At 67.6% G+C, this 19410-nt stretch carries 14 protein-coding genes; 5 read left to right on the forward strand and 9 right to left on the reverse strand.

All coding sequences use genetic code 11. The features are described 5' to 3' along the window. Window positions 1–144: 144 nt before the first annotated feature. The 4 genes from ACFWPH_RS08335 to ACFWPH_RS08350 all read right to left on the reverse strand — a co-directional run bounded on the left by ACFWPH_RS08335 (window position 145) and on the right by ACFWPH_RS08350 (window position 7628). On the reverse strand, window positions 145–2658 hold the full coding sequence (locus ACFWPH_RS08335; RefSeq protein WP_378749457.1) for an ABC transporter permease: 2514 nt from the start codon (window positions 2656–2658) through the stop codon (window positions 145–147). Window positions 2659–2743: 85 nt separating this feature from the next. Then, the gene (locus tag ACFWPH_RS08340; RefSeq protein WP_378748890.1) at window positions 2744–3514 is read right to left on the reverse strand and encodes an ABC transporter ATP-binding protein; all 771 of its coding nucleotides are present in this window, start codon (window positions 3512–3514) and stop codon (window positions 2744–2746) included. 603 nt (window positions 3515–4117) lie between these two features. Continuing rightward, window positions 4118–5974 (reverse strand): protein kinase, encoded by a 1857-nt coding sequence (locus ACFWPH_RS08345; RefSeq protein ID WP_378748891.1) that lies wholly within the window; start codon window positions 5972–5974, stop codon window positions 4118–4120. 319 nt (window positions 5975–6293) lie between these two features. Further along, window positions 6294–7628 (reverse strand): serine/threonine-protein kinase, encoded by a 1335-nt coding sequence (locus tag ACFWPH_RS08350; RefSeq protein WP_378748892.1) that lies wholly within the window; start codon window positions 7626–7628, stop codon window positions 6294–6296. A 111-nt stretch (window positions 7629–7739) separates the two neighbouring features. Here ACFWPH_RS08350 and ACFWPH_RS08355 point away from each other — a divergent pair, with 111 nt between their 5' ends. Then, complete coding sequence (locus ACFWPH_RS08355; RefSeq protein ID WP_378748893.1) at window positions 7740–8510, forward strand: deoxyribonuclease IV; 771 nt, start codon at window positions 7740–7742, stop codon at window positions 8508–8510. Between the two features lie 754 nt (window positions 8511–9264). On the opposite strand, the gene ACFWPH_RS08360 is transcribed toward ACFWPH_RS08355, so the two are convergent. The 5 genes from ACFWPH_RS08360 to ACFWPH_RS08380 all read right to left on the reverse strand — a co-directional run bounded on the left by ACFWPH_RS08360 (window position 9265) and on the right by ACFWPH_RS08380 (window position 14413). Then, the gene (locus ACFWPH_RS08360) at window positions 9265–10389 is read right to left on the reverse strand and encodes an MCE family protein (protein ID WP_378749459.1); all 1125 of its coding nucleotides are present in this window, start codon (window positions 10387–10389) and stop codon (window positions 9265–9267) included. A gap of 313 nt (window positions 10390–10702) precedes the next feature. Then, a complete protein-coding gene (locus tag ACFWPH_RS08365; RefSeq protein WP_378748894.1) occupies window positions 10703–11188 on the reverse strand; it encodes a glutathione peroxidase in 486 nt (161 codons plus the stop codon). After that, a complete protein-coding gene (locus ACFWPH_RS08370) occupies window positions 11185–12408 on the reverse strand; it encodes a cytochrome P450 (RefSeq protein WP_378748895.1) in 1224 nt (407 codons plus the stop codon). Before ACFWPH_RS08370 ends, ACFWPH_RS08365 begins: the two co-directional genes overlap by 4 nt. Beyond that, entirely contained in the window at window positions 12408–13208 is an 801-nt protein-coding gene (locus ACFWPH_RS08375) for an SDR family oxidoreductase (protein WP_378748896.1), read from the reverse strand. The genes ACFWPH_RS08370 and ACFWPH_RS08375 overlap by 1 nt, the downstream gene beginning before the upstream one ends. Beyond that, window positions 13208–14413: a cytochrome P450 gene (locus ACFWPH_RS08380; protein ID WP_378748897.1), complete on the reverse strand. Its 1206-nt coding sequence runs from the start codon at window positions 14411–14413 to the stop codon at window positions 13208–13210. Before ACFWPH_RS08380 ends, ACFWPH_RS08375 begins: the two co-directional genes overlap by 1 nt. Window positions 14414–14610: 197 nt before the next feature. Here ACFWPH_RS08380 and ACFWPH_RS08385 point away from each other — a divergent pair, with 197 nt between their 5' ends. From ACFWPH_RS08385 to ACFWPH_RS08400, 4 genes are all read left to right on the forward strand, one after another. Beyond that, window positions 14611–16080 (forward strand): aldehyde dehydrogenase, encoded by a 1470-nt coding sequence (locus ACFWPH_RS08385; RefSeq protein WP_378748898.1) that lies wholly within the window; start codon window positions 14611–14613, stop codon window positions 16078–16080. Window positions 16081–16156: 76 nt separating this feature from the next. Next, complete coding sequence (locus tag ACFWPH_RS08390) at window positions 16157–16906, forward strand: SDR family oxidoreductase (protein ID WP_378748899.1); 750 nt, start codon at window positions 16157–16159, stop codon at window positions 16904–16906. Next, the gene (locus ACFWPH_RS08395; RefSeq protein ID WP_378748900.1) at window positions 16906–17928 is read left to right on the forward strand and encodes an NAD(P)-dependent oxidoreductase; all 1023 of its coding nucleotides are present in this window, start codon (window positions 16906–16908) and stop codon (window positions 17926–17928) included. Before ACFWPH_RS08390 ends, ACFWPH_RS08395 begins: the two co-directional genes overlap by 1 nt. Further along, window positions 17928–19394: an FAD-dependent oxidoreductase gene (locus tag ACFWPH_RS08400; protein ID WP_378748901.1), complete on the forward strand. Its 1467-nt coding sequence runs from the start codon at window positions 17928–17930 to the stop codon at window positions 19392–19394. The genes ACFWPH_RS08395 and ACFWPH_RS08400 overlap by 1 nt, the downstream gene beginning before the upstream one ends. Window positions 19395–19410 lie beyond the last annotated feature (16 nt).

Below are 19410 nucleotides of genomic sequence, written 5' to 3' on the forward strand. Positions count from 1 at the left end.
CGAATGGTCAACCTCCATGGTTCGGGGCCCGTCTCGTTCTGGAGCGACGGAGCGGGGGAGCGAAGCGGAGGAGCGGAGGAGTGAAGAACGAGACCCATAGGGCCCCGAACCCCGCGCCGCCGGGGGCGGCGCCATAGACACAGCTCACATATCGGCGATGGCGGCCAGCGGTGGTGTGCGGGCGGCACGCACCGCCGGCCACAGCGCGGCCAGCACTCCCACCACCGCGGAACCGATCAGCATGTACACCAGCTGATCCCACGGAACCGCGATCTGGTCCAGGCCGAGATCGCGCAGGGTGCGCAGGAATCCGACGCCGAGCCCCAGCCCCAGGACCGCACCGACGAGTGCGCCGAAGACCGCGATGAGCATGGATTCCAGATAGATGGTGCGCCGGACCTGCGACCGCTGGGTACCGACCGCGCGCAACATACCGATTTCGCGTCGCCGTTCCACCACCGACAGCGCGAGCGTATTGACGATCCCGAGCACGGCGATCACCACCGCCAGGGCGAGCAGGCCGTACAGGATCGCCAGCATATTGTTGATCTGCTTCGCGTTCTCGCCCTTGAATTGCTCGCGGTCCTGCACCTGGACGATCACGAATTCCTCGGTGGCCCGTTCCAGGTCGGTCCGCATGGCCGCCAGATCGGCATCGGGTGCCGCTTTGATCAGTACCGCGGCTTCGGTCCGCATGGATACCGGCATCGCTTTCTCGTAGACCGCGGACGGTACGATCAGCGGCCCCAGTACCTGCGAATCCGCGTACACACCGGATACGGTCAGCGGGATTTCGGCACCGCCCAGGGTGTTGATCACCAGCTGTTCGCCGGCGCCGACCCCGTGCTCGGTCGCCTCGTCCTCGCTGAGCAGAATTTCCGAATCCCCCAGTGATGCTGCGCCACTGAGTATTTCGATATTCACGACCTGTTCGAGGGGGCCGTCCGGCGAGGTGCCGAATTCGTCGTCGTCGCCGATTTTCAGCGCTACCCCGCGTAGTCCGACGACGTCAGCGGCCGCAGGCACCTTTTCCCGGACCGCGTCGCTCGCGCCGGCCGGTACACCCATCATCGGCGGTCCGGCGAGGACATAATCGGCTTCCACGCCTTGATCGACGAGCCGGGAGATGCTGACCTTCGCCGATTCGCCCAGCATCCCGATCGCGGTGACCAGCATCAGTCCGAGGGTCAGCGCGAATGCGGTGGCCGCGGTGCGCCGCGGATTGCGGACCGCGTTGTTACGCGCCATCTGCCCGATCGGGCCGAACGGCCGGATCAGCCAGCCGAGCCCGGCCAGCACCGGCCGCGACAATGCTGGGGCGGCGAACAGTACGGCGAGGATCAGCCCCAGTGCGCCGACCCCGACGACCGCCGCGGCACCACCCCCGGTGTTGCGTGCACCGAGCACCACCAGCACCACACCCGCGACGGCGAGAACCGCGCCCGCGATCGTGCGGCCCCGCAGCGAGTCGCCGGCGGAGGCGAACTCCTCGCGCATCGCCTGCACCGGCGGAATCCGGGAGGCACGCCGGGCCGGTGCGTACGCGCTCACCACGGTCACCAGCAACCCGACCGCGAAGGCCACCAGCACTGTGCGGGGCAGAACGGCCATGGTTCCCGTCGGCAGGCCGAGGTCGAAGGCGTTCAGCACCGCGGCCAATCCGTAGGCGAGCGCGATACCCGCGAGCAGCCCGAGCAGGCTGCCGATGACACCGACGATCAATGCTTCGGCCACCACCGAGCGGCCGACCTGTCCGCGACCGGCACCCACGGCGCGCAACAGTGCCAGCTCCCGCAGTCGCTGCGCCACCAGCATGGAGAAGGTGTTGTAGATGATGAAGGTGCCGACGATCAGCGCGATGGCGCCGAATGCGAGCAGGAAGTAGTTCAGGAAGTTCAGTGCCTCGGAGATCTCGGCCTTCATCTCCGCGCGGACCTGATCCCCGTTCTGCGCCTTGTAGTCCGGGTAGAGCATGGACAGCCGGTCGCGCAGCGTATCGCCGGGGATTCCCTCGGCGGCGATATCGAGATAAGCGATATGCGCACCGTCGGTGAACAGTTCCCGGGCCTGGGCCTCGGTGAACTGCACTCCGATGAAACCGCCGGTATCGGCGGCCGGGGCGTAGAGCCCGGTGACGGTGACATCGATCGGGCCGGGGTGGGAGGGCACCAGCACCTTGGTGCGATCACCCACCGCGAGCCCCGCGGTTTCGGCGGCGCCGGTGTTGAGCGCGACCTGGCCCGGTTCGGCCGGAGGTACGCCTGCGACGAACGGGTCCGGCTGGGCGACCGATCGCTCGGGCGGCAGGTAGGCCAGACCGAAGCTCGGTGCCCCGCCGGTCTGCACGGCTTTGTCGCCGGCCGGGTCGAGCAGCACCACGGAGCCCTCGATACCGGGCGCGACGGTCCGGACCCCGTCCATGGCGGCCACATCGTCGGCCACCTCCTGCGGGATACCGGGAGACTGCCGTTCCTCGGGACTCAACCGGACGTCCACCCCGGCGGCTTCATTGGCGAAGATCCCGTCGAAGGTGCGTTGCAGAGTATCGGTGAAGACAAAAGAGCCCGCGATGAACGCTGTCCCGAGCACGACGGACAGCAGCGTGAGCGCCAGCCGGACCTTGTGCGCGGCGAGATTGCGCAGGGCCACCGTGCGCATCGGGTGTGCGGCCACTATCGGGTCTCCTGTGTCGTGCGGGGAGCCCCCGCACCCCGGTCGGTCCGGTGCATGGCGGTGCGAGGGTTCACCGGGCTTCCAGCGCCTTCATCCGGTCCAGCACGGTCTCGGCCGTCGGATCGCGCATCTCGTCGACGATACGACCGTCGGCCAGGAAGATCACCCGGTCCGCGTACGCGGCAGCCGCCGGTTCGTGGGTGACGATGACTACCGTCTGGCCGAATTCGTCCACCGCGGCGCGCAGGATCGAGAGCACCTCACCGGAGGACCGGGAATCCAGGTTGCCGGTCGGTTCGTCACCGAAGATGATCTCCGGTTTGCCCGCCAGCGCCCGCGCACACGCGACCCGTTGCTGCTGCCCACCGGACAGTTCGCTGGGCCGGTGCCCCAGCCGGTCCTCCAGGCCGAGCCGCTTCAGTACGGTCGCGAGCCATTCCGCTTCGGGCGCGCGACCGGCGATATCGAGGGGCAGGGTGATGTTCTCCAGCGCGGTCAGCGTCGGGACCAGGTTGAACGCCTGGAAGACGAAGCCGATCCGGTCCCGCCGCAGGGCCGTCATCTCCTTGTCGGAGAGGTCGGTGAGCTCGGTATCGCCGATCCGCACCTGCCCCGAACTCGCCGCATCCAACCCGGCCAGACAGTGCATGAGGGTGGATTTTCCCGAACCCGACGGCCCCATGATGGCGGTGAATTCCCCGCGGGTGAGATCGACCGATACCGCGTCCAACGCCGTGACCCGGGTTTCCCCGGACCCGTAGACCTTCGTGAGTTCGAGGGCACCGGCAGCGACAGCGGACCCGGGACCGGCCGACTCCGTATCGACAGCATGAGCAGTCATGGGTCCAGTCTGTCGGGCCACGCGCCGCCGCGCCATCCGGGATACCCCTGACCCCGGACCCCGCACCGTCGTCCTCTGGTAGCGGGGTGTATCACCCGACGCCTTCGAGGAGCCGAACCACCAGGCGCCTGCGTCACTCCTTGGTGCCCTGAAGATGGTGTTGACCAGCACCATTCTCATCGTCGCCGTCGCCCTGGTTTTCGATGGCAACCCCCACCACCTATCCCCACATGCCCAGCGGCGTCACCGAGTCCAGCGAGGCACGGAAGAACCCAACGCAATCAGCAGCGAGGCCGAACCCAGCAAGCCCCCGGAAAGACCCCCAACGCAACCAACAGCGACGCCGAACCCAGCAAGCCCCCCGGGAGGAACCCCAACGCAACCAACGGCGGCGCCGAACCCGAGCAAGCCCCCCGGAAAGAACCCCAACGCAACCAACGGCGGCGCCGAGTCTTACGAGGCCCTGAAAGGTTTTGGCCCGTCCCTGCTGTCAGTGCTCGAGGCAATGCGGCGCAGCCGCGAGCATCGAGCGCTGACAGCAGGGACCAAGGGGGCCAAAACCCGCGCCGCCGCAGGCGGCGCCAATAGATACAGCCGCCAATATTACAGCGGCGCCGACTTCCACCAGGTCACCATCTCGGGGATGGTGCCGACGATGCCGTCGGTGTACATCAGGTACTGCGCCCGCTCCGGATGGTTGGTGAACACCGTGATCATTTTCGGGCCGTCGCTGTCCCATTTGTAGTTGGTGTACGTGCGGTTGCCGTTGGTATCGCTGGATTTCTCGGCCGTGGCGGGCAGGCCCTTCACCACCGAGTCCACCGCGGTGGCGGAGTCGTAGACGTAGATCCGGTAGAACGGGTCTTCGTTGTTGCCGCCGCCGTAGCAGCGCCATTGCCAGGCCCATTTCCCGAAATCGGGTTCGCCGTCGTCCGGGGTGGGCGTGTAGCCGTCATCGGTTTCCCAGCATTTCGCGCCGTCGTAGCCGATTTCCTCGTCTTTGGTCGCGGGCACCATCCGGGGGAATTCTTTGCTGATCGAATCCGAGTTGGCCGGGACGGGGGCGACGGTGGTCTGGGTGCTGGTGGCGGCGCCGGCTTGGTTCCCGTTGCCGCCGTCGTCGCCGCCGGTGGCGAGGGCCACGACACCGATGACTACTCCGATCAGCACCACGAGTCCGATGCAGATGGCGGCGATGAGTCCGGTGTTCGATTTGGCCGGCGGCGGCGCGCCCTGCGGCATCTGTCCCATCGGCTGCGGATAGCTGGTGGGCTGGGTGTAGGCACCCGATCCACCGCCGTACGGCTGGCCGGGGTTCGGATATCCCGGTCCGCTCCCGTAGGGCTGCTGGTGCTGCATATCCCCGCCGGGACGTCCCATATCGACCGGCTGCTGCTGGAAACCGCCGGCGTACTGCGGTTGCTGCCCCTGCTGGGCGCCGCTGACGTACGGCGGGGGTTGCTGCTGGACACCACCGCCGTACGGCTGCGCCTGGGTGCCGCTGGCATAGGGCTGCGGCGCGGCGGTGCTCGGATATGGATTGGCGCCGCTGCTGTACGGGACGTTCGGTGGCTGATATGTCGCCGCGACCGCGGTGGGCGGCCCCGACCCGATAAGGGGTGCACCCGGAGAGGTCAGCGCCTGCTTCGCGGCCTCGGCGAACTCGCTGCACGAGGCGAAGCGGTCGTCGGGGCGTTTGGCCATCGCCTTGGCCAGCACCACGTCCAGCGACGGCGGCAGTTCCGGCCGGGCCGCGTTCAGCGACGGCGGCGGCGATTGCAGATGCCCCTGGATCACCCCGGCCGGGTTGGTGGAGGTGAACGGACCGTTGCCGGTGAGCAGCCAGTACAGCGAACACGCCAGCGAGTACTGGTCCGAGCGGTGGTCCAGATCGGCACCGGTGAGCTGTTCGGGTGACGCATAGGCCAGCGTGGCCGTGAAAGTGCCGGTCTGGGTGAGATGCCCGGTGTCGTCGCGCAACCGCGCGATACCGAAATCGGTGAGGTAGACCCGTTCGCCGCGGCCGCCGGTGGACCGTGCCAGCAGGATGTTGGCCGGTTTGACGTCGCGGTGCATCACCCCCATACCGTGCGCATAGTCCAGCGCGGAGGCGGTTTCGGCGATGATCTGCACGGCCCGTTCCGGCGGCAGTTTCTGCGGATCGACCGACGCGGCGTCGATACCGTCGATGTACTGCATGGAGATCCACAGCTGCTCGTCCTCGAGCCCGCGGTCGTACACCGTCACGATATTGGGATGGTCCAGGCGGGCGACCAGATCGGCCTCCCGTTCGAATCTGGCGCGCACCTCCTTATCGAAGAACATCTCCCGATTCAGTAGTTTCAGCGCCGTCATCCGCGGCAGTCGCGGATGTTTCGCCAGGTAGACCGAGCCCATCCCACCCCGGCCGAGTTGCCGGTCGATGACATAGCCGGCGAAAACATCGCCGTTGGCCAGCATGTCCGCTCCAATTCCCGCCACACCACCGGGACCCACCGGCAGCACCTGCGTAGACGAAAAGCGTGACCGGACCGCAGCGGTTCGGTCACGCGAAATCATCGAAACCATAGCAGGAGTCGATGCTCCGCCGACGGCTCTCGCCGACGGGCAAACCAGCACGCGAGACGCCCGCCGCGCCCGGCGCGGGGATCGGCTCCGCCCGGTCGGGCCCGCCCGTGCATACCGCCGCGTCGGCCGTGGCCGGATCGGCTACGGACTCCACCTCGACGAGGCACGTTCCGGCGGGCGCCGTCGGACGATGGACTGCGCTGGTACCGGGTCAGGGAGTAGCGCCGGGGCGCGGCGGCGGACTGCCCGTCTCGGGCGGGTCCGCGCCCGGGCGACGGCGGAAGCGGGGCAGATCGATGACCGCCGGGTCGGCGGGTTCGGCGCGGGGCCGGTCGACCGGCCGTGGGAGGTCGCCGGGACCGCGGGTTCCGGGGCCGGGTGGCCGGAATTCGTTCGGGGCGGGCGGGGGCACTCCGGCATTCGGCGGCGGGCGATTACCGGCTCCCCCGGGCTGCGGGCCGGCACCGTGCGGGTGGCGGAATTCGCTGGATCCGTGCGGTGGTACCGCCGGACCCGGATGCCGGTATTCGCTGGACGCGTACCGCGGTGGAACCACACCGGCCTGGCGGTATTCGGTGGACCGGTACGGCGGCGCACCCCGCCCGCCCGGTTGCCCGAATTCCCCCGAACCGTAGCCGGGGCCGCCGGGGCCGTGCCGGGGTCCGGGACGCAAACGCACCCCCTGCCCAGGGGGGCGCCCGCCCCGCGGACCCGGCGGCCGCAGCGCCAGCTGCGCGGCGGCGGCGAATTCGGTGCAGCTCAGGAACCGCTCGCCCGGGTTCTTGGCGAGGGCACGCGCCATGACCGCGTCCAGCGCCGGAGGCAGCCCGGGCCGGATCCGGCTCAGCCGCGGGACCGGCGCGGTGAGATGCGCCTGGATGAGTTCGGCCGGGTTGCTGCCCGGGTACGGGCCGGATCCGGTGAGCAGCCAGAACAGAGTGCAGGCCAGCGAATACTGGTCGCCGCGATGATCCAGTTTGGCCCCCGTGAGTTGTTCGGGCGCCGCGTAGGCCAGGGTCGCGGTGATGGTATCGGCCGCGGCGATGGTGGTTTCGGCGTCGCGGACCCCGGCGATCCCGAAATCGGTGAGCAGCACCCGTTCCGGCTGCCCGATGGGCGGTTTGGCGAGCAGGATATTGCCCGGTTTCACATCCCGGTGCAGCACCCCGTTGGCGTGGGCGAAGTCCAGGGCGACCCCGGTATCGCCGATGATCTGCACCGCCCGGCGCGGGTCCAGGACCTGCAGGTCCACCAGCGAGGCATCGGATCCGGGCACGTACTGCATCGAGATCCACAGCTGTTTTCCCTCGGCACCGCGGTCGTAGACGGTGACGATATTGGGGTGCTCGAGCCGGCCGGCGAGTTCTGATTCGCGTTCGAAACGTAGCCGGATCTCCCTGTCCGAGTACAGGTCCGGGTTGAGCAGTTTGAGGGCCACCAGCCGGGGCAGCCGCGGATGTCTGGCGAGGAAGACCATGCCCATTCCGCCGACCCCCAGGCGCCGTCGGATGAGATAGCCCGCGAAGTCCTCACCAGGCTGGAGCATCGCCGAATTTCCCCCTCGTCGGGTCGTGCACGATTCTACCGGTGTATCTTCCCGCACCGCCCCGGCGCAAGGCGAGGGCGTGGTGTCGGTGCCGGCCGATAGTCTGACGGTATGCGCATTGGAGCACACGTCCGGATGGACAGCGACCCGATCGGGTACGGCGAGCAACTCGGGGCCGATGTCGTACAACTGTTCGTGGTGGATCCGCAGAGCTGGGACAAACCCGTACCCCATCCCGCCACCGAACAGATCCTCGCCAGCCCGATCGATGTGGTGGTGCACTCCTCATATCAGATCAATGTGGCCAGTACCAACAACCGGCTGCGGATGCCGTCGCGCAACGCGGTGGCTCTACAGGCGCAGGCCGCCGCCGATATCGGCGCGTTCGGTCTGGTCGTGCACGGTGGTCATGTGCGGTCCGGCGAGGAGATGGAGGCCGGGTTCGTCAACTGGCGCAAATTGTTCGAACGCCAGCAGGACAAGGGCGGTTTCGCGGTGCCGATCCTGATCGAGAACACGGCCGGCGGAAACCATGCCATGGCCCGGCATTTCGATACGATCGCCCGCCTGTGGGACGCGGTCGGCGACTACGGCGCCGGGTTCTGCCTGGACACGTGCCACGCCTGGGCGGGCGGCGAAGAGCTGGTGGGCGTGGTGGAACGGATCCGCGCGATCACCGGCCGGATCGATCTGGTGCATCTGAACTCCTCGCGCGATGCCTTCGATTCCGGCGCCGACCGGCATGCCAATTTCGCCTCCGGCACCATCGACCCGGAACTGCTCGCGGAGGTGTGCCGCACCGCCGACGCACCCGTCGTGCTGGAAACCCCCGCCGAAGGTATGGCCGACGATCTCGCCTATCTCCGCGAGCACATCGGGTAACGGAGCATCCGCCCACGGGGTAGCGACCGACTGCGCGTGTCGAGTCCGTGGCCGGTGTTTCGCCGCGCGTACGGTCCTGCGCCCTCGGACGAAGCAGGTCGGGTCCGCACCGTCCACTCCGTGGACCCGTCGCCACCGTCGGACTGCACAGACAGCCGCCCGCGTGCCTCCGCGCCATCCGTCGAGCATCACACCCATGGCCGCCATGCCGTACCTCCGCGCCGCCGGCGGCCGGCGGCGTCGGCGATCGACCGCGCCGGGCCGTGCCCGGAGACGCCTCGCCCGGTTCGAGGCCGTCGACGGGACCGGCGCGGCGTGATCTGCATCCTTCCGGGCAAACCCGGTCGTACCTACCGGGTGCACGATGAGCGACACTATGACCTATGCATTACCGGCCACCGACCGATAGGCCCGTCGAGACACCGTTCGATCCGGTGGCCCGCTCCGGCTCTTCTCTCACCCCGGCTATCCGCCACCGGGCTGCGGCAGCACCCGGTCGTCCGGGGTACCGGGCCGGAGCCGCATGGTGAGGCGGCATCGCACCGGTCGCGGTCCACGGGGTCGCCGGCGTGACGAGCTACGCGCTCCGGCCCATCGCCGGCCCACCGTCAATCCCAATCCCGCGGCACTTACGGATAAGCCGTGTGGCGGCGTGATGTGCGTCCGGCCGGGTCCCGGGCGACCGGAAGAGCAGTCCTGACTCGCAAATAATTTCCCGTCGTGGTCGCTCGCACCGTACCGGTGGGCAGTCCGGTCAGCGCACGCCTGGCAGACCCCCGAACAGCACCTGGAACACCGTCGGGTGGTTCTGATAGATGCGGGTCGACGGTATGTACGGGTGCACCTCGGAGGTGTCGGTGACCACGTAGTCGGCGTGGCTGCCGGGTACCCGGTCCAGCACCCCGTCGCAGCGCGGCCCACCGGTCGCGTTCACCTTGGGCAGGTCTTCGGGGTACTTGTAGGCCTCGGCGCCGTACATGAAGCCGGCGTTGAAGGACGCACCGGGAACGCGGCCGCCGACCAGGTCCTCGGCCAGCGGCATCGCCGTGGCCAGCCCGCGGATCGTGCAGTCCAGCGCGGGCCGGTAGGTGTCCAGCAGGTCGGTGGTGGGCAGGAGCAGGTCCAGTGCGGTGCCCAGATTCTGTTCGTTCTCGGCCAGCACGGCACCGGTGGTATCGGCCAGGCCGATCGTTTCCAGCAGCAGAGTGTCGAAGTTCTGTTCGTTCTCGGTGAGGGTGTTGCTGAGGGTGGTGGCGTTGTCGACGGTGCGGAGCAGGTCAGGGGCGGTATCCGCGTAGAGGTTGGTCACGTGGGCGCCGGCCTGGAAGTCGTGGCGGAGCGCGGGCAGGCTCGGGTTGAGCTCGCGGAGCAGCCGGTCGGCGTTCACCAGGAGGTCACCGAGTCGTTCGCCGCGGCCTTGCAGGGCGGTGCCGAGCGCGGTGAGGGTGGCGTTGAGTTTCGCCGGTTCCACCATCTCCAGCACTTCGGTGAGCCGTTCGAACAGGGTGTTGAATTCGACGGTTACCGATTCACCGCGTAGTACCTGCCCCGGGCGGAGCCGGCCCGCGGGCTCGGCGGGTTCGACGAAGTTCACGTATTTGGCACCGAACACCGTGGTGGATCGGATATCCACGAGCGCGTTGGCGGGGACCAGGCCCATGAGATCGGGGTTCATATCGAGTTCGAGGCGGACCTCCCCGTTCTCGTTTTCGACCGTGCCCACCCGGCCCACTTCCGCACCGCGGAATTTCACCTTGGCGTCGGGGTCCATGACGAGCCCGCTGCGCGGGACCACCACGGCAACGTGTTTTTCCGGGGTGAAGCCCCCGAGGAACATCGTCAGCGAGACCACCACGATAAGGACGAGCACCAGCATCATGGCCAGCGCCGCGAGCTTGTACTGCACGGCGTTCCAGATCTTGCGCCGTGTCGTCGTGTGCCGATCGGACTGGGTGTGTACGGGTACCACCACTCACCTGCCTTGCGATGTTCGGCACCCCGTTGCGCCGAACTGAACCGGATTGGCGTCCAGACAGTTGTGCATGTTATGGGCCATTCGACCCAGCCGGTACGGTTTTCGCCGATTGCGCCCGAATTCTGCCGCGACTCGGTATTTATGCAGGTAGAAAGTGAAAAAGGCCCGCTCACCACTGGGGTGAACGGGCCTCGATCATAAGCCGTTACGGCATCGGTTACAGCGTTTTCTCGATCGCCGCGATCAGCGTGTCCGCATCCGGTGCGGTGGTCGGCCGGAATCGGCCCGCCACGGCCCCGTCGCGGCTGATCAGGAACTTTTCGAAGTTCCACTGCACATCGCCGGCGGCGCCTTCGGCGTCAGGGGTCTCGACAATCTCGCGGTACAGCGGGTGGCGGCCGTCACCGTTCACATCGGCCTTCTCGAGCAGCGGGAAATCGACCCCGTAGGTGGTCGAGCAGAACTGTTCGATCTCCTCGGCGGTCCCCGGCTCCTGGCCCATGAACTGGTTGCACGGGAAGCCGACGACGCTGAAACCGCGATCGCCGTAAGTTTTCTGCAATTCGACCAGACCGCTGTACTGCGGGGTCAGACCGCATTTCGACGCGACATTGACCAGCAGTACCGCCCGGTCACCCACCAGCTCCCCGAGCGTGGTCGCCGAACCGGACAGCGTGTTCACCGGAATATCTCGGATGTTCATTCGTAGCGCACCTGCCAACTCTTGATCCCGTTGATCCACCCCGAACGCAACCGTACCGGATCGGAGACCGATTTCAGGTCGGGCATGGCGTCGGCGATCGCGTTGAACATCAGGTCGATTTCCAGGCGGGCGAGGTTGGCGCCGACGCAGTAGTGGGTGCCGGTACCACCGAATCCGACATGCGGATTGGGGTCGCGCAGAATATCGAAGGAGAACGGCTCCTCGAAGCCGGCCTCGTCGAAATTCGCTGAGCTGTAGAACAATCCCAGGCGCTGACCCTTCTTGATCTCCTGCCCGCCGAGCACATGATCTTCGGTGGCGGTGCGCTGGAACGCCGTCACCGGGGTGGCCCAGCGCACGATCTCGTCCGGCGCGGTGCGCGGGCGTTGCTCCCGGTACAGCTGCCACTGTTCCGGGTTGTCCACGAACGCTTTCATACCGTGCGTGATGGCATTTCGGGTGGTCTCGTTCCCGGCGACGGCGAGCAGGATGACGAAGAAACCGAACTCGTCGGAGGCCAGGCCCTCACCGTCGACATCGGCGTTGACCAACTGGGTGACGATATCCTCGGCCGGACAACCCCGGCGCTGCTCGGCCATATTCCAGGCGTAGCCCAGGATCTCCGCGGAGGCGACGGTGGGGTCGCCGTATTCGGGATCGTCGTAGTTGAGCATCTGGTTCGACCAGTCGAACACCTTGCGCCGGTCGTCCTGCGGTACCCCGAGCAGTTCGGCGATCGCCTGCAGGGGCAGTTCACAGGCGACCTGGGTGACGAAATCACCGCCGCCGGTCTTCTTCGCCTCGTGCACGATCTTGTGCGCCCGCTCGGTGAGAGCGTCGCGCAGCCCCTCCACCGCACGCGGGGTGAAACCCTTCGAGACGATCCGGCGCACCTTGGAATGCTTGGGCGGGTCCATATTCACCAGCAGCGCCCCGGTCAGCGCCATCTGGTCCGGGGTGATATCGCCCGGCAGCCGGACGATCGAACCCTTCTGCTGCGACGAGTACAGCTCCGGGTTGCGGGACAGTTCCTTGACGTCCTCGAGGGTGCTGACCACCCAGTACCCGCCGTCGTTGAAACCGCCCGAGGCTTCGTCGGTCTGGGCGTTCCACCACACCGGGGCGGTGCGCCGCAGCATCGCGAATTCCTCGACCGGGCTACGTTGTTCCCACAGGCCGGGGTCGGTGAAATCGAAACCCGGAGGCAGTGCGGTTGTCATCAGGATTCCTTTCCTTCTTCCGGCAGCGGCCGCAGCGGCGCCTCCGGTTGCACCTCGACCAGCACCAGATGCGCCCCGCGCGGGGTGCCCACGACCGCCGAGACCGCGCGCGCCAGATCGCTCGCGCGCAGCATGTACGGATGCCGGGCGAGCCCCCACGACTGCCAGGATTCCAGCAGCGGGCCCACGACCTCGGGTTTGGCGTTCATCCCCATACCGGTCACCGTCGGACCCGGCCGCACCAGCGAGGCGCGGATACCGGTGCCCTCGAGTTCCATTCGCAGCTGCTGCACCATGGCCTCGACCCCGGCCTTGGCCGCGCTGTAGGCGCCGTTCCACGGTCGCGGATGCGGCGCGCAGTCGGAGCTGATGAGCACCACATCGCCGCGGCGGCGCTGCGTCATACCGGGCAGCACCGCATGCGCCATCCGGTGTGCGCCGATCAGATGGATCTGCACCTGATGCGCGAAATCACCGGGATCCATGTCCTGGATGAGACCGAATTCGATATCGCCGGCCCCGGAAACCAGGATCTCGGTGGGTCCGATCGCTTCCTCGGCCGCGGCCACGAAATCGTCCACGCAGGACTGGTCGGTGACATCGAGGCGGTGCGCGAACGCGGTCCCGCCGTCGGCGCGGATCTTGCCGGCCAGATCCTCGAGGATCTCCACCCGGCGTGCGCCCAGCGCCACCGGATGCCCCTGGGCGGCCAGTTCCAGCGCGGTGGCCGCGCCGATACCGGACGACGCACCGGCGACGATGGCCGGCCGCTTCTCGGGATGGGGTTCGAACCGGGGCATTACCGCACCTCCACGGTGATCGGGAGCTTGGCGAAGCCCCGGACATTGCTCGAGTGCACGCGTTCGGTACCGTCCTCGCGCACCTGGTAGGACTTGACGCGCGAAGCGAATTCACGCAGGGCGACGGTGGCTTCCAGCCGGGCCAGATGGGCGCCGAGGCAGAAGTGCACGCCGGCGCCGAAGCTGGCGAGGTTGCCCTTTTCGGCGCGGTCGAGATCGAAGCTGTCGCCGTCGTCGAACACTTCCGCGTCCCGGTTGGCCGAACCGATCAGCAGCAGAACTTTGGCGCCGGCCGGGATCACTTTGCCGTGGTATTCGAGATCCTCGGTGGCGGTCCGCGCGACCATCTGGCTGGACGTGTCGTAGCGCAGGGTTTCCTCGACCCAGTCCGAGACGCGTTCCGTATCGTCGGCGACCTTGGCGTACTGCTCCGGGTTGCGAGACGCCCAGTACAGGGCGTTGCCGAGCAGTTTGGTGGTGGTCTCGTTACCGGCGACGACCATCAGGAACATGAAGCCGATGATTTCGTCGTCGGTGAGCGAATCGCCGTCGATCTCGGCGTCCAGCAGTGCGGAGGTGAGATCGTCGGTGCGGTTCTCGCGGCGTTCGGCGACCATGTTCGCGTAGTAGACGACCAGGTTCAGCGAGGCCTCGATCGCCGAATCCGGGACATCGGTGACGCCGTCCTCGCGGTGCATGACCATATCGGCCATCCGGCGGATCTCGGCGCGGTCGGCGGCCGGTACACCCATCATCTCGGAGATGACGTCCATCGGCAGTTTGCCGGCGACTTCCTCGATCCAGTCGAATTCGCCGCGTTCGAGAGCCGGGACGAGGTATTCGAGGGTGAGCTCGTGGATGCGGGCTTCCATATCGGCGACCCGTTTCGGCGTGAAGCCCTTGAACACCAGGCGCCGCATCCGCATATGCCGGGGATCGTCCATGGCGAGGAACGACATGGTGCGGTGGGCGTCGGGGCCCCATGCGGCGGGGTCGAGGGAGACGCCGTTGGCATTGGACAGCTGCGTAGCGAGGCGGAAACCGTTCGTGACGTCGCTGTGCCGGGACAGCGCGTAGAAATCGAGTTCCGCGTTGTAATAGAGCGGCGCCTCCGCGCGCAGCCGGGCGTACGTCGGGTACGGGTCCTCGTGGAAGGCGTAGTCGTACGGATCGAACGTCACCGGCTCCAACGATGCTGCCGTCATCGGACCCACCTCTGTTTCGATAACGAGTTCTCGCCGGGCCGGGCGGTACGCCCGCCGGGGAGAGACACATAGCTGGACATGTGTCTGGACGGTACCAGCGGCACGCCGCCGCGACAATAACTAGAACCGGTTCTTGCACTACCAGAAGAGTCCGGACTATATTCCATACACCTGTCCAGACAGCATTGGGGTCTTTAATGAACAGTCTTCTGCCCGGCGACAGCTCCCGGCTGCTGATCGGCGGTAGCCTCGTCGCCGGCGGCAACGGCGTGTTCGACAATGTGAACCCGGCGACCGAAGAGGTCATCGGCACCGCGGCCGACGCAGACGCGGCCGATATGAACGCCGCCATCGCCGCCGCCCGCACCGCCTTCGACGAGACCGACTGGTCCCGCGACCACGCCTTCCGGGTGCGCTGCCTGGAACAGCTGCAGGCGGCACTGAAAGCACATGCGGAAGAACTGCGCGAGATCACCATCGCCGAGGTGGGCGCCCCGATCATGTTCACCAGCGGCCCGCAGCTGGAGGGCCCGATCGAGGATCTGAGCTTCGCCACCCAACTCGCCGCGAACTACGAATGGGAAACCGAACTCGGGATCTCGGCACCGATGGGCATCAGCACCCACCGTGTGGTCCGGCGCGAAGCGGTCGGCGTGGTCGGCGCGATCACGCCGTGGAACTTCCCGCATCAGATCAACTTCGCGAAACTGGGCCCGGCCCTGGCGGCGGGCAACACCATCGTCCTCAAACCGGCTCCCGACACCCCCTGGTGCGCGGCGGCGCTCGGTTCGATCATCACCGAGGAAACCGATATCCCGCCCGGTGTGGTCAATATCGTCACCTCCTCCGATCACGGCCTCGGCGCCCAGCTCTCCGGCGATCCCCGGGTCGACCTGATCAGCTTCACCGGCTCCACCGGTACCGGGCGCGCCGTCATGGCCTCGGCCGCGCAGAATCTCAAGAAAACCTTCCTCGAGCTGGGCGGCAAATCGGCCTTCATCGTGCTCGACGACGCCGACCTGGCCACCGCCGTGAGCTACGCCGGTTTCTCGCTGTGCGTCCACGCCGGCCAGGGCTGCGCCCTCACCACCCGGCTGCTGGTGCCGCGGGCCCGGTACGACGAGGCGGTCGAGGCCGTAGCGGCCACCATGAGCGGAATCCGCCCCGGCGACCCCACCTCCCCCGGCACCGTCTGCGGTCCGGTGATCTCCGACCGGCAGCGTTCCCGGGTGCTCGGGTATATCGACAGCGCCCGCGCCGACGGCGGCCGCATCGTCACCGGTGGCGGACGCCCGGCCGAACACGAGCGCGGTTTCTTCGTCGAACCCACCGTGATCGCCGATCTCGACAACAGTGCGAAGGCCGCCCAGGAGGAGATCTTCGGTCCCGTCCTGGTGGTGCTCCCCTACGACGGCGACGACGAGGCCGTCCGGATCGCCAACGATTCCCCGTACGGCCTGTCCGGCGCCGTCTGGGGCAAGGACCCCGAGCGGATCCGGCGGGTCACCGACGGGGTGCGCACCGGAACCCTCGGCGTCAACGGCGGTATGTGGTACAGCGCCGACGCCCCGTTCGGCGGTTACAAACAGTCCGGTATCGGCCGCGAGATGGGGGTCGCCGGATTCGAGGAGTACCTCGAGACCAAGCTCGTCGCGACCGCACAGTAGCCGCGGCACACAGCCGCGCAACAACCCGAAACTTCTTCCCCACCAGGCTTTCCACAGCAGCGAGGAGCTCGATCCCATGGCTCGTTTCACCGGTCGCACCGCCATCGTCACCGGCGCCGCCCGCGGTATCGGCGAGGTCTACGCGCAGGCGCTGGCCGCCGAAGGCGCATCCGTCGTCGTCGCGGACCTGAACGCCGAGGGCGGTACGGCCGTCGCCGAGAAGATCGTGGCCGACGGCGGCACCGCATCGTTCCATCCGGTCGACGTCTCCGATCCGGAATCGGCCAAGGCGCTGGCCGATTTCACCGTCGAGAAGTACGGCAAGATCGACCATCTGGTCAACAACGCCGCCATCTACGGCGGGATGAAACTGGATCTGCTGCTCACCGTGCCGTGGGACTACTACCAGAAGTTCATGTCGGTGAACCTGGACGGCGCGCTGGTGATGACCCGCGCGGTCTGGGAGAACATGGCGGCCAATGGCGGCGGCTCGATCGTGAACCAATCGTCGACGGCCGCCTACGTATACAGCGGTTTCTACGGCCTGGCCAAGGTCGGCATCAACGGTCTCACCCAGCAGCTGGCCACCGAACTCGGCGGGTCGAATATCCGGATCAACGCGATCGCCCCCGGCCCCACCGATACCGAGGCCACCAAGACCACCACGCCCGAGAGCATCGTCAAGGAAATGGTGAGCCGCCTGCCGCTCAAGCGGATGGGCACCCCGGAGGATATGGCCGGCGCCCTGCTGTACCTGCTGTCCGACGATGCGAAATGGGTCACCGGGCAGATCTTCTGCGTCGACGGCGGTCAGGTGATCCGCTGATGAGCGGCGACGGCGGCGGCACCAGGGTCGGTTTCATCGGCCTGGGCGATATGGGCGCGCCGATGGCGAAGAAGCTGCTGGACTGGTCCGGCGGGCTCACCGTATGCGATACCCGGCCCGAAGCCGTGCAACCCTTCACCGACGCCGGTGCCGAGGCCGCCGGCAGCCCGGCCGAACTCGCCGCGAAATGCGGTGTCATCTGTATCGCGGTGGTGAACGATCAGCAGGTCCGCACCGTGCTGACCGGAGAGAACGGCGTACTGAGCGCCGCCGCGCCGGGAACCGTGGTGGCTGTGCATTCCACGATCGGCGACGAATCGGCCGTCGAATTCGCCCGGCTGTGCGCCGAACGCGGCGTGGAGTTGGTCGACGCCCCGATCAGCGGCGGCGCTGCGGGCGCGAACAGCGGCCGGCTCGCGGTGATGGCCGGCGGTAGCGAAAGCGCCGTGGCCGCGGTCCGGGAACCCTTCGGCTGCTTCGCCGACCTGGTGGTGCACGCCGGTGCCGTCGGGGCCGGCACCCGCATGAAACTGGCCCGCAACCTGCTGCATTTCATCTCGTTCACCGCCGCCACCGAGGCGCAGCGCCTGGCCGAGGCCGCCGGGCTCGATATCACCGCGCTCGGCAAGGTGGTCCGCCACTCGGATGCGGTGACCGGCGGCGCCGGATCGATCATGCTGCGCGATACCACCGCGCCCATCGAAGAGGGCGATTTCTGGCTGCCCATCCTCACCCACGTCCGCGAACTCGGCGAAAAAGACCTGTCCCTGGCGCTGGGACTCGGCGGCCGGGTGGGCACCGAACTGCCACTGGCAGCCCTTGCGCTGGCGCGTTTCGGCGACGGTCTCGGCGTCGGGCAGGGCGAGATCTCGGCCACGTGGGAATCCGCTGCCCCCGCTCAGCGAGACAGTCCGGGCACGGAGCAGGCTTCCCGTGGCAGCATCGCCGGGCAGGAGGGCACCGCTGCCGGGCGGCAGGATGCCGGCCCCACGGCGCAGAACGACAGTAAGGAATCCGAATAATGGCCGACGCCACCACCATCCGACCGCTGTCCGCCACCGAGGTCACCGAATGGGACCGCACCACCGATGTGGTGGTCGCCGGCTACGGGATCGCCGGCGTCTGCGCCTCGCTCGAGGCCGCGCGGGCCGGGGCGCAGGTGCTCATCCTGGAACGCACCAGCGGCTGGGGCGGGGCGGCGGCGCTGGCCGGCGGATTCATCTACCTCGGCGGCGGCACACCGCTACAGCGTGCGCTCGGCTTCGACGACAGTCCGGAGAACATGGAGAAATTCATGGTCGCCGCACTGGGACCGGGTGTCGACAAGGAAAAGATCGCCGACTACTGCCGCGGCAGTGTCGAACACTACGAATGGCTGGTCGCCAACGGCGTGCCCTTCAAAGAGGAATTCTGGGGCGAGCCCGGCTGGGAACCCCCGCACGACGAAGGCCTCATGTACACCGGTGGCGAAAACTCCGCGCCGTTCAACACCGTCGCCGATCCGGCGCCCCGCGGCCACGTTCCGCAGATGTCGAACAAGCGGACCGGTTCCAAGGGCGGCGGCTACATGCTGATGAAACCGCTCGCCGAAGCCGCCGAAAAAATGGGCGTCACCGCCGAATACGACACCCGGATCCAGCGGCTGATCGTGGACGGCGACCGGGTGGTCGGCGTGGTCGCCAAACAGTACGGCAAGGAGCTGACCATCCGGGCCGAACGCGGGGTCGTCCTGGCCACCGGCAGTTTCGCCTATCACGAGCAGATGATCGAAGGTTTCGCCCCGCGGCTCATCGGCCGCCCGGGCGCCGCCATCGAGGAACACGACGGTATCGCCATCCGGCTGGCCCAGGCACTCGGCGCCGATCTGGCGCATATGGACGCCACGGAGGTCGCGTTCTTCGGTGACCCGCAGATGATGGCGCGCGGCATCATGGTCAACGGCCGCGGGCAGCGGTACGTCCCGGAGGACACCTATCCGGGCCGGATCGGGCAGATGACGCTGTTCCATCAGGAGAACCAGGCGTATCTGATCATCGGCGAGGCCGCCTACGAGGAATCGCTCACCACCGAAACCTCCACACCGTTCTTCCGGCAGCCGCCCACCTGGGCGGCGGAAACCATCGCCGAACTCGAATCCGATATGGGCCTGCCCGAACTCGCGCTGCAGAGCACCGTCGAGCTCTACAACAAGTACGCCGCGAACGGCCAGGACCCGCTGCTCGGCAAGAAACCCGAATGGACCAAACCGCTCGAGGGCCCGTTCGCGGCCTTCGATATGCGCGGTTTCACCGCGGGATTCACCCTGGGCGGGTTGCGCACCGACCTGGATTCGCGGGTCCTGCATGTCGACGGCCGGCCGATCGCCGGACTGTTCGCCGCGGGACGCTGCACCTCCGGTGTCTGCGCGGGCGGCTACGCCAGCGGAACCTCCCTGGGCGACGGCAGCTTCTACGGCCGCCGGGCCGGGATTGCGGCCGCGAAAGCGTGAAACGGTACATTCAGAC

Origin of the sequence: Nocardia sp. NPDC058499 (assembly GCF_042719915.1) — a bacterium.
Classification (GTDB): domain Bacteria; phylum Actinomycetota; class Actinomycetes; order Mycobacteriales; family Mycobacteriaceae; genus Nocardia.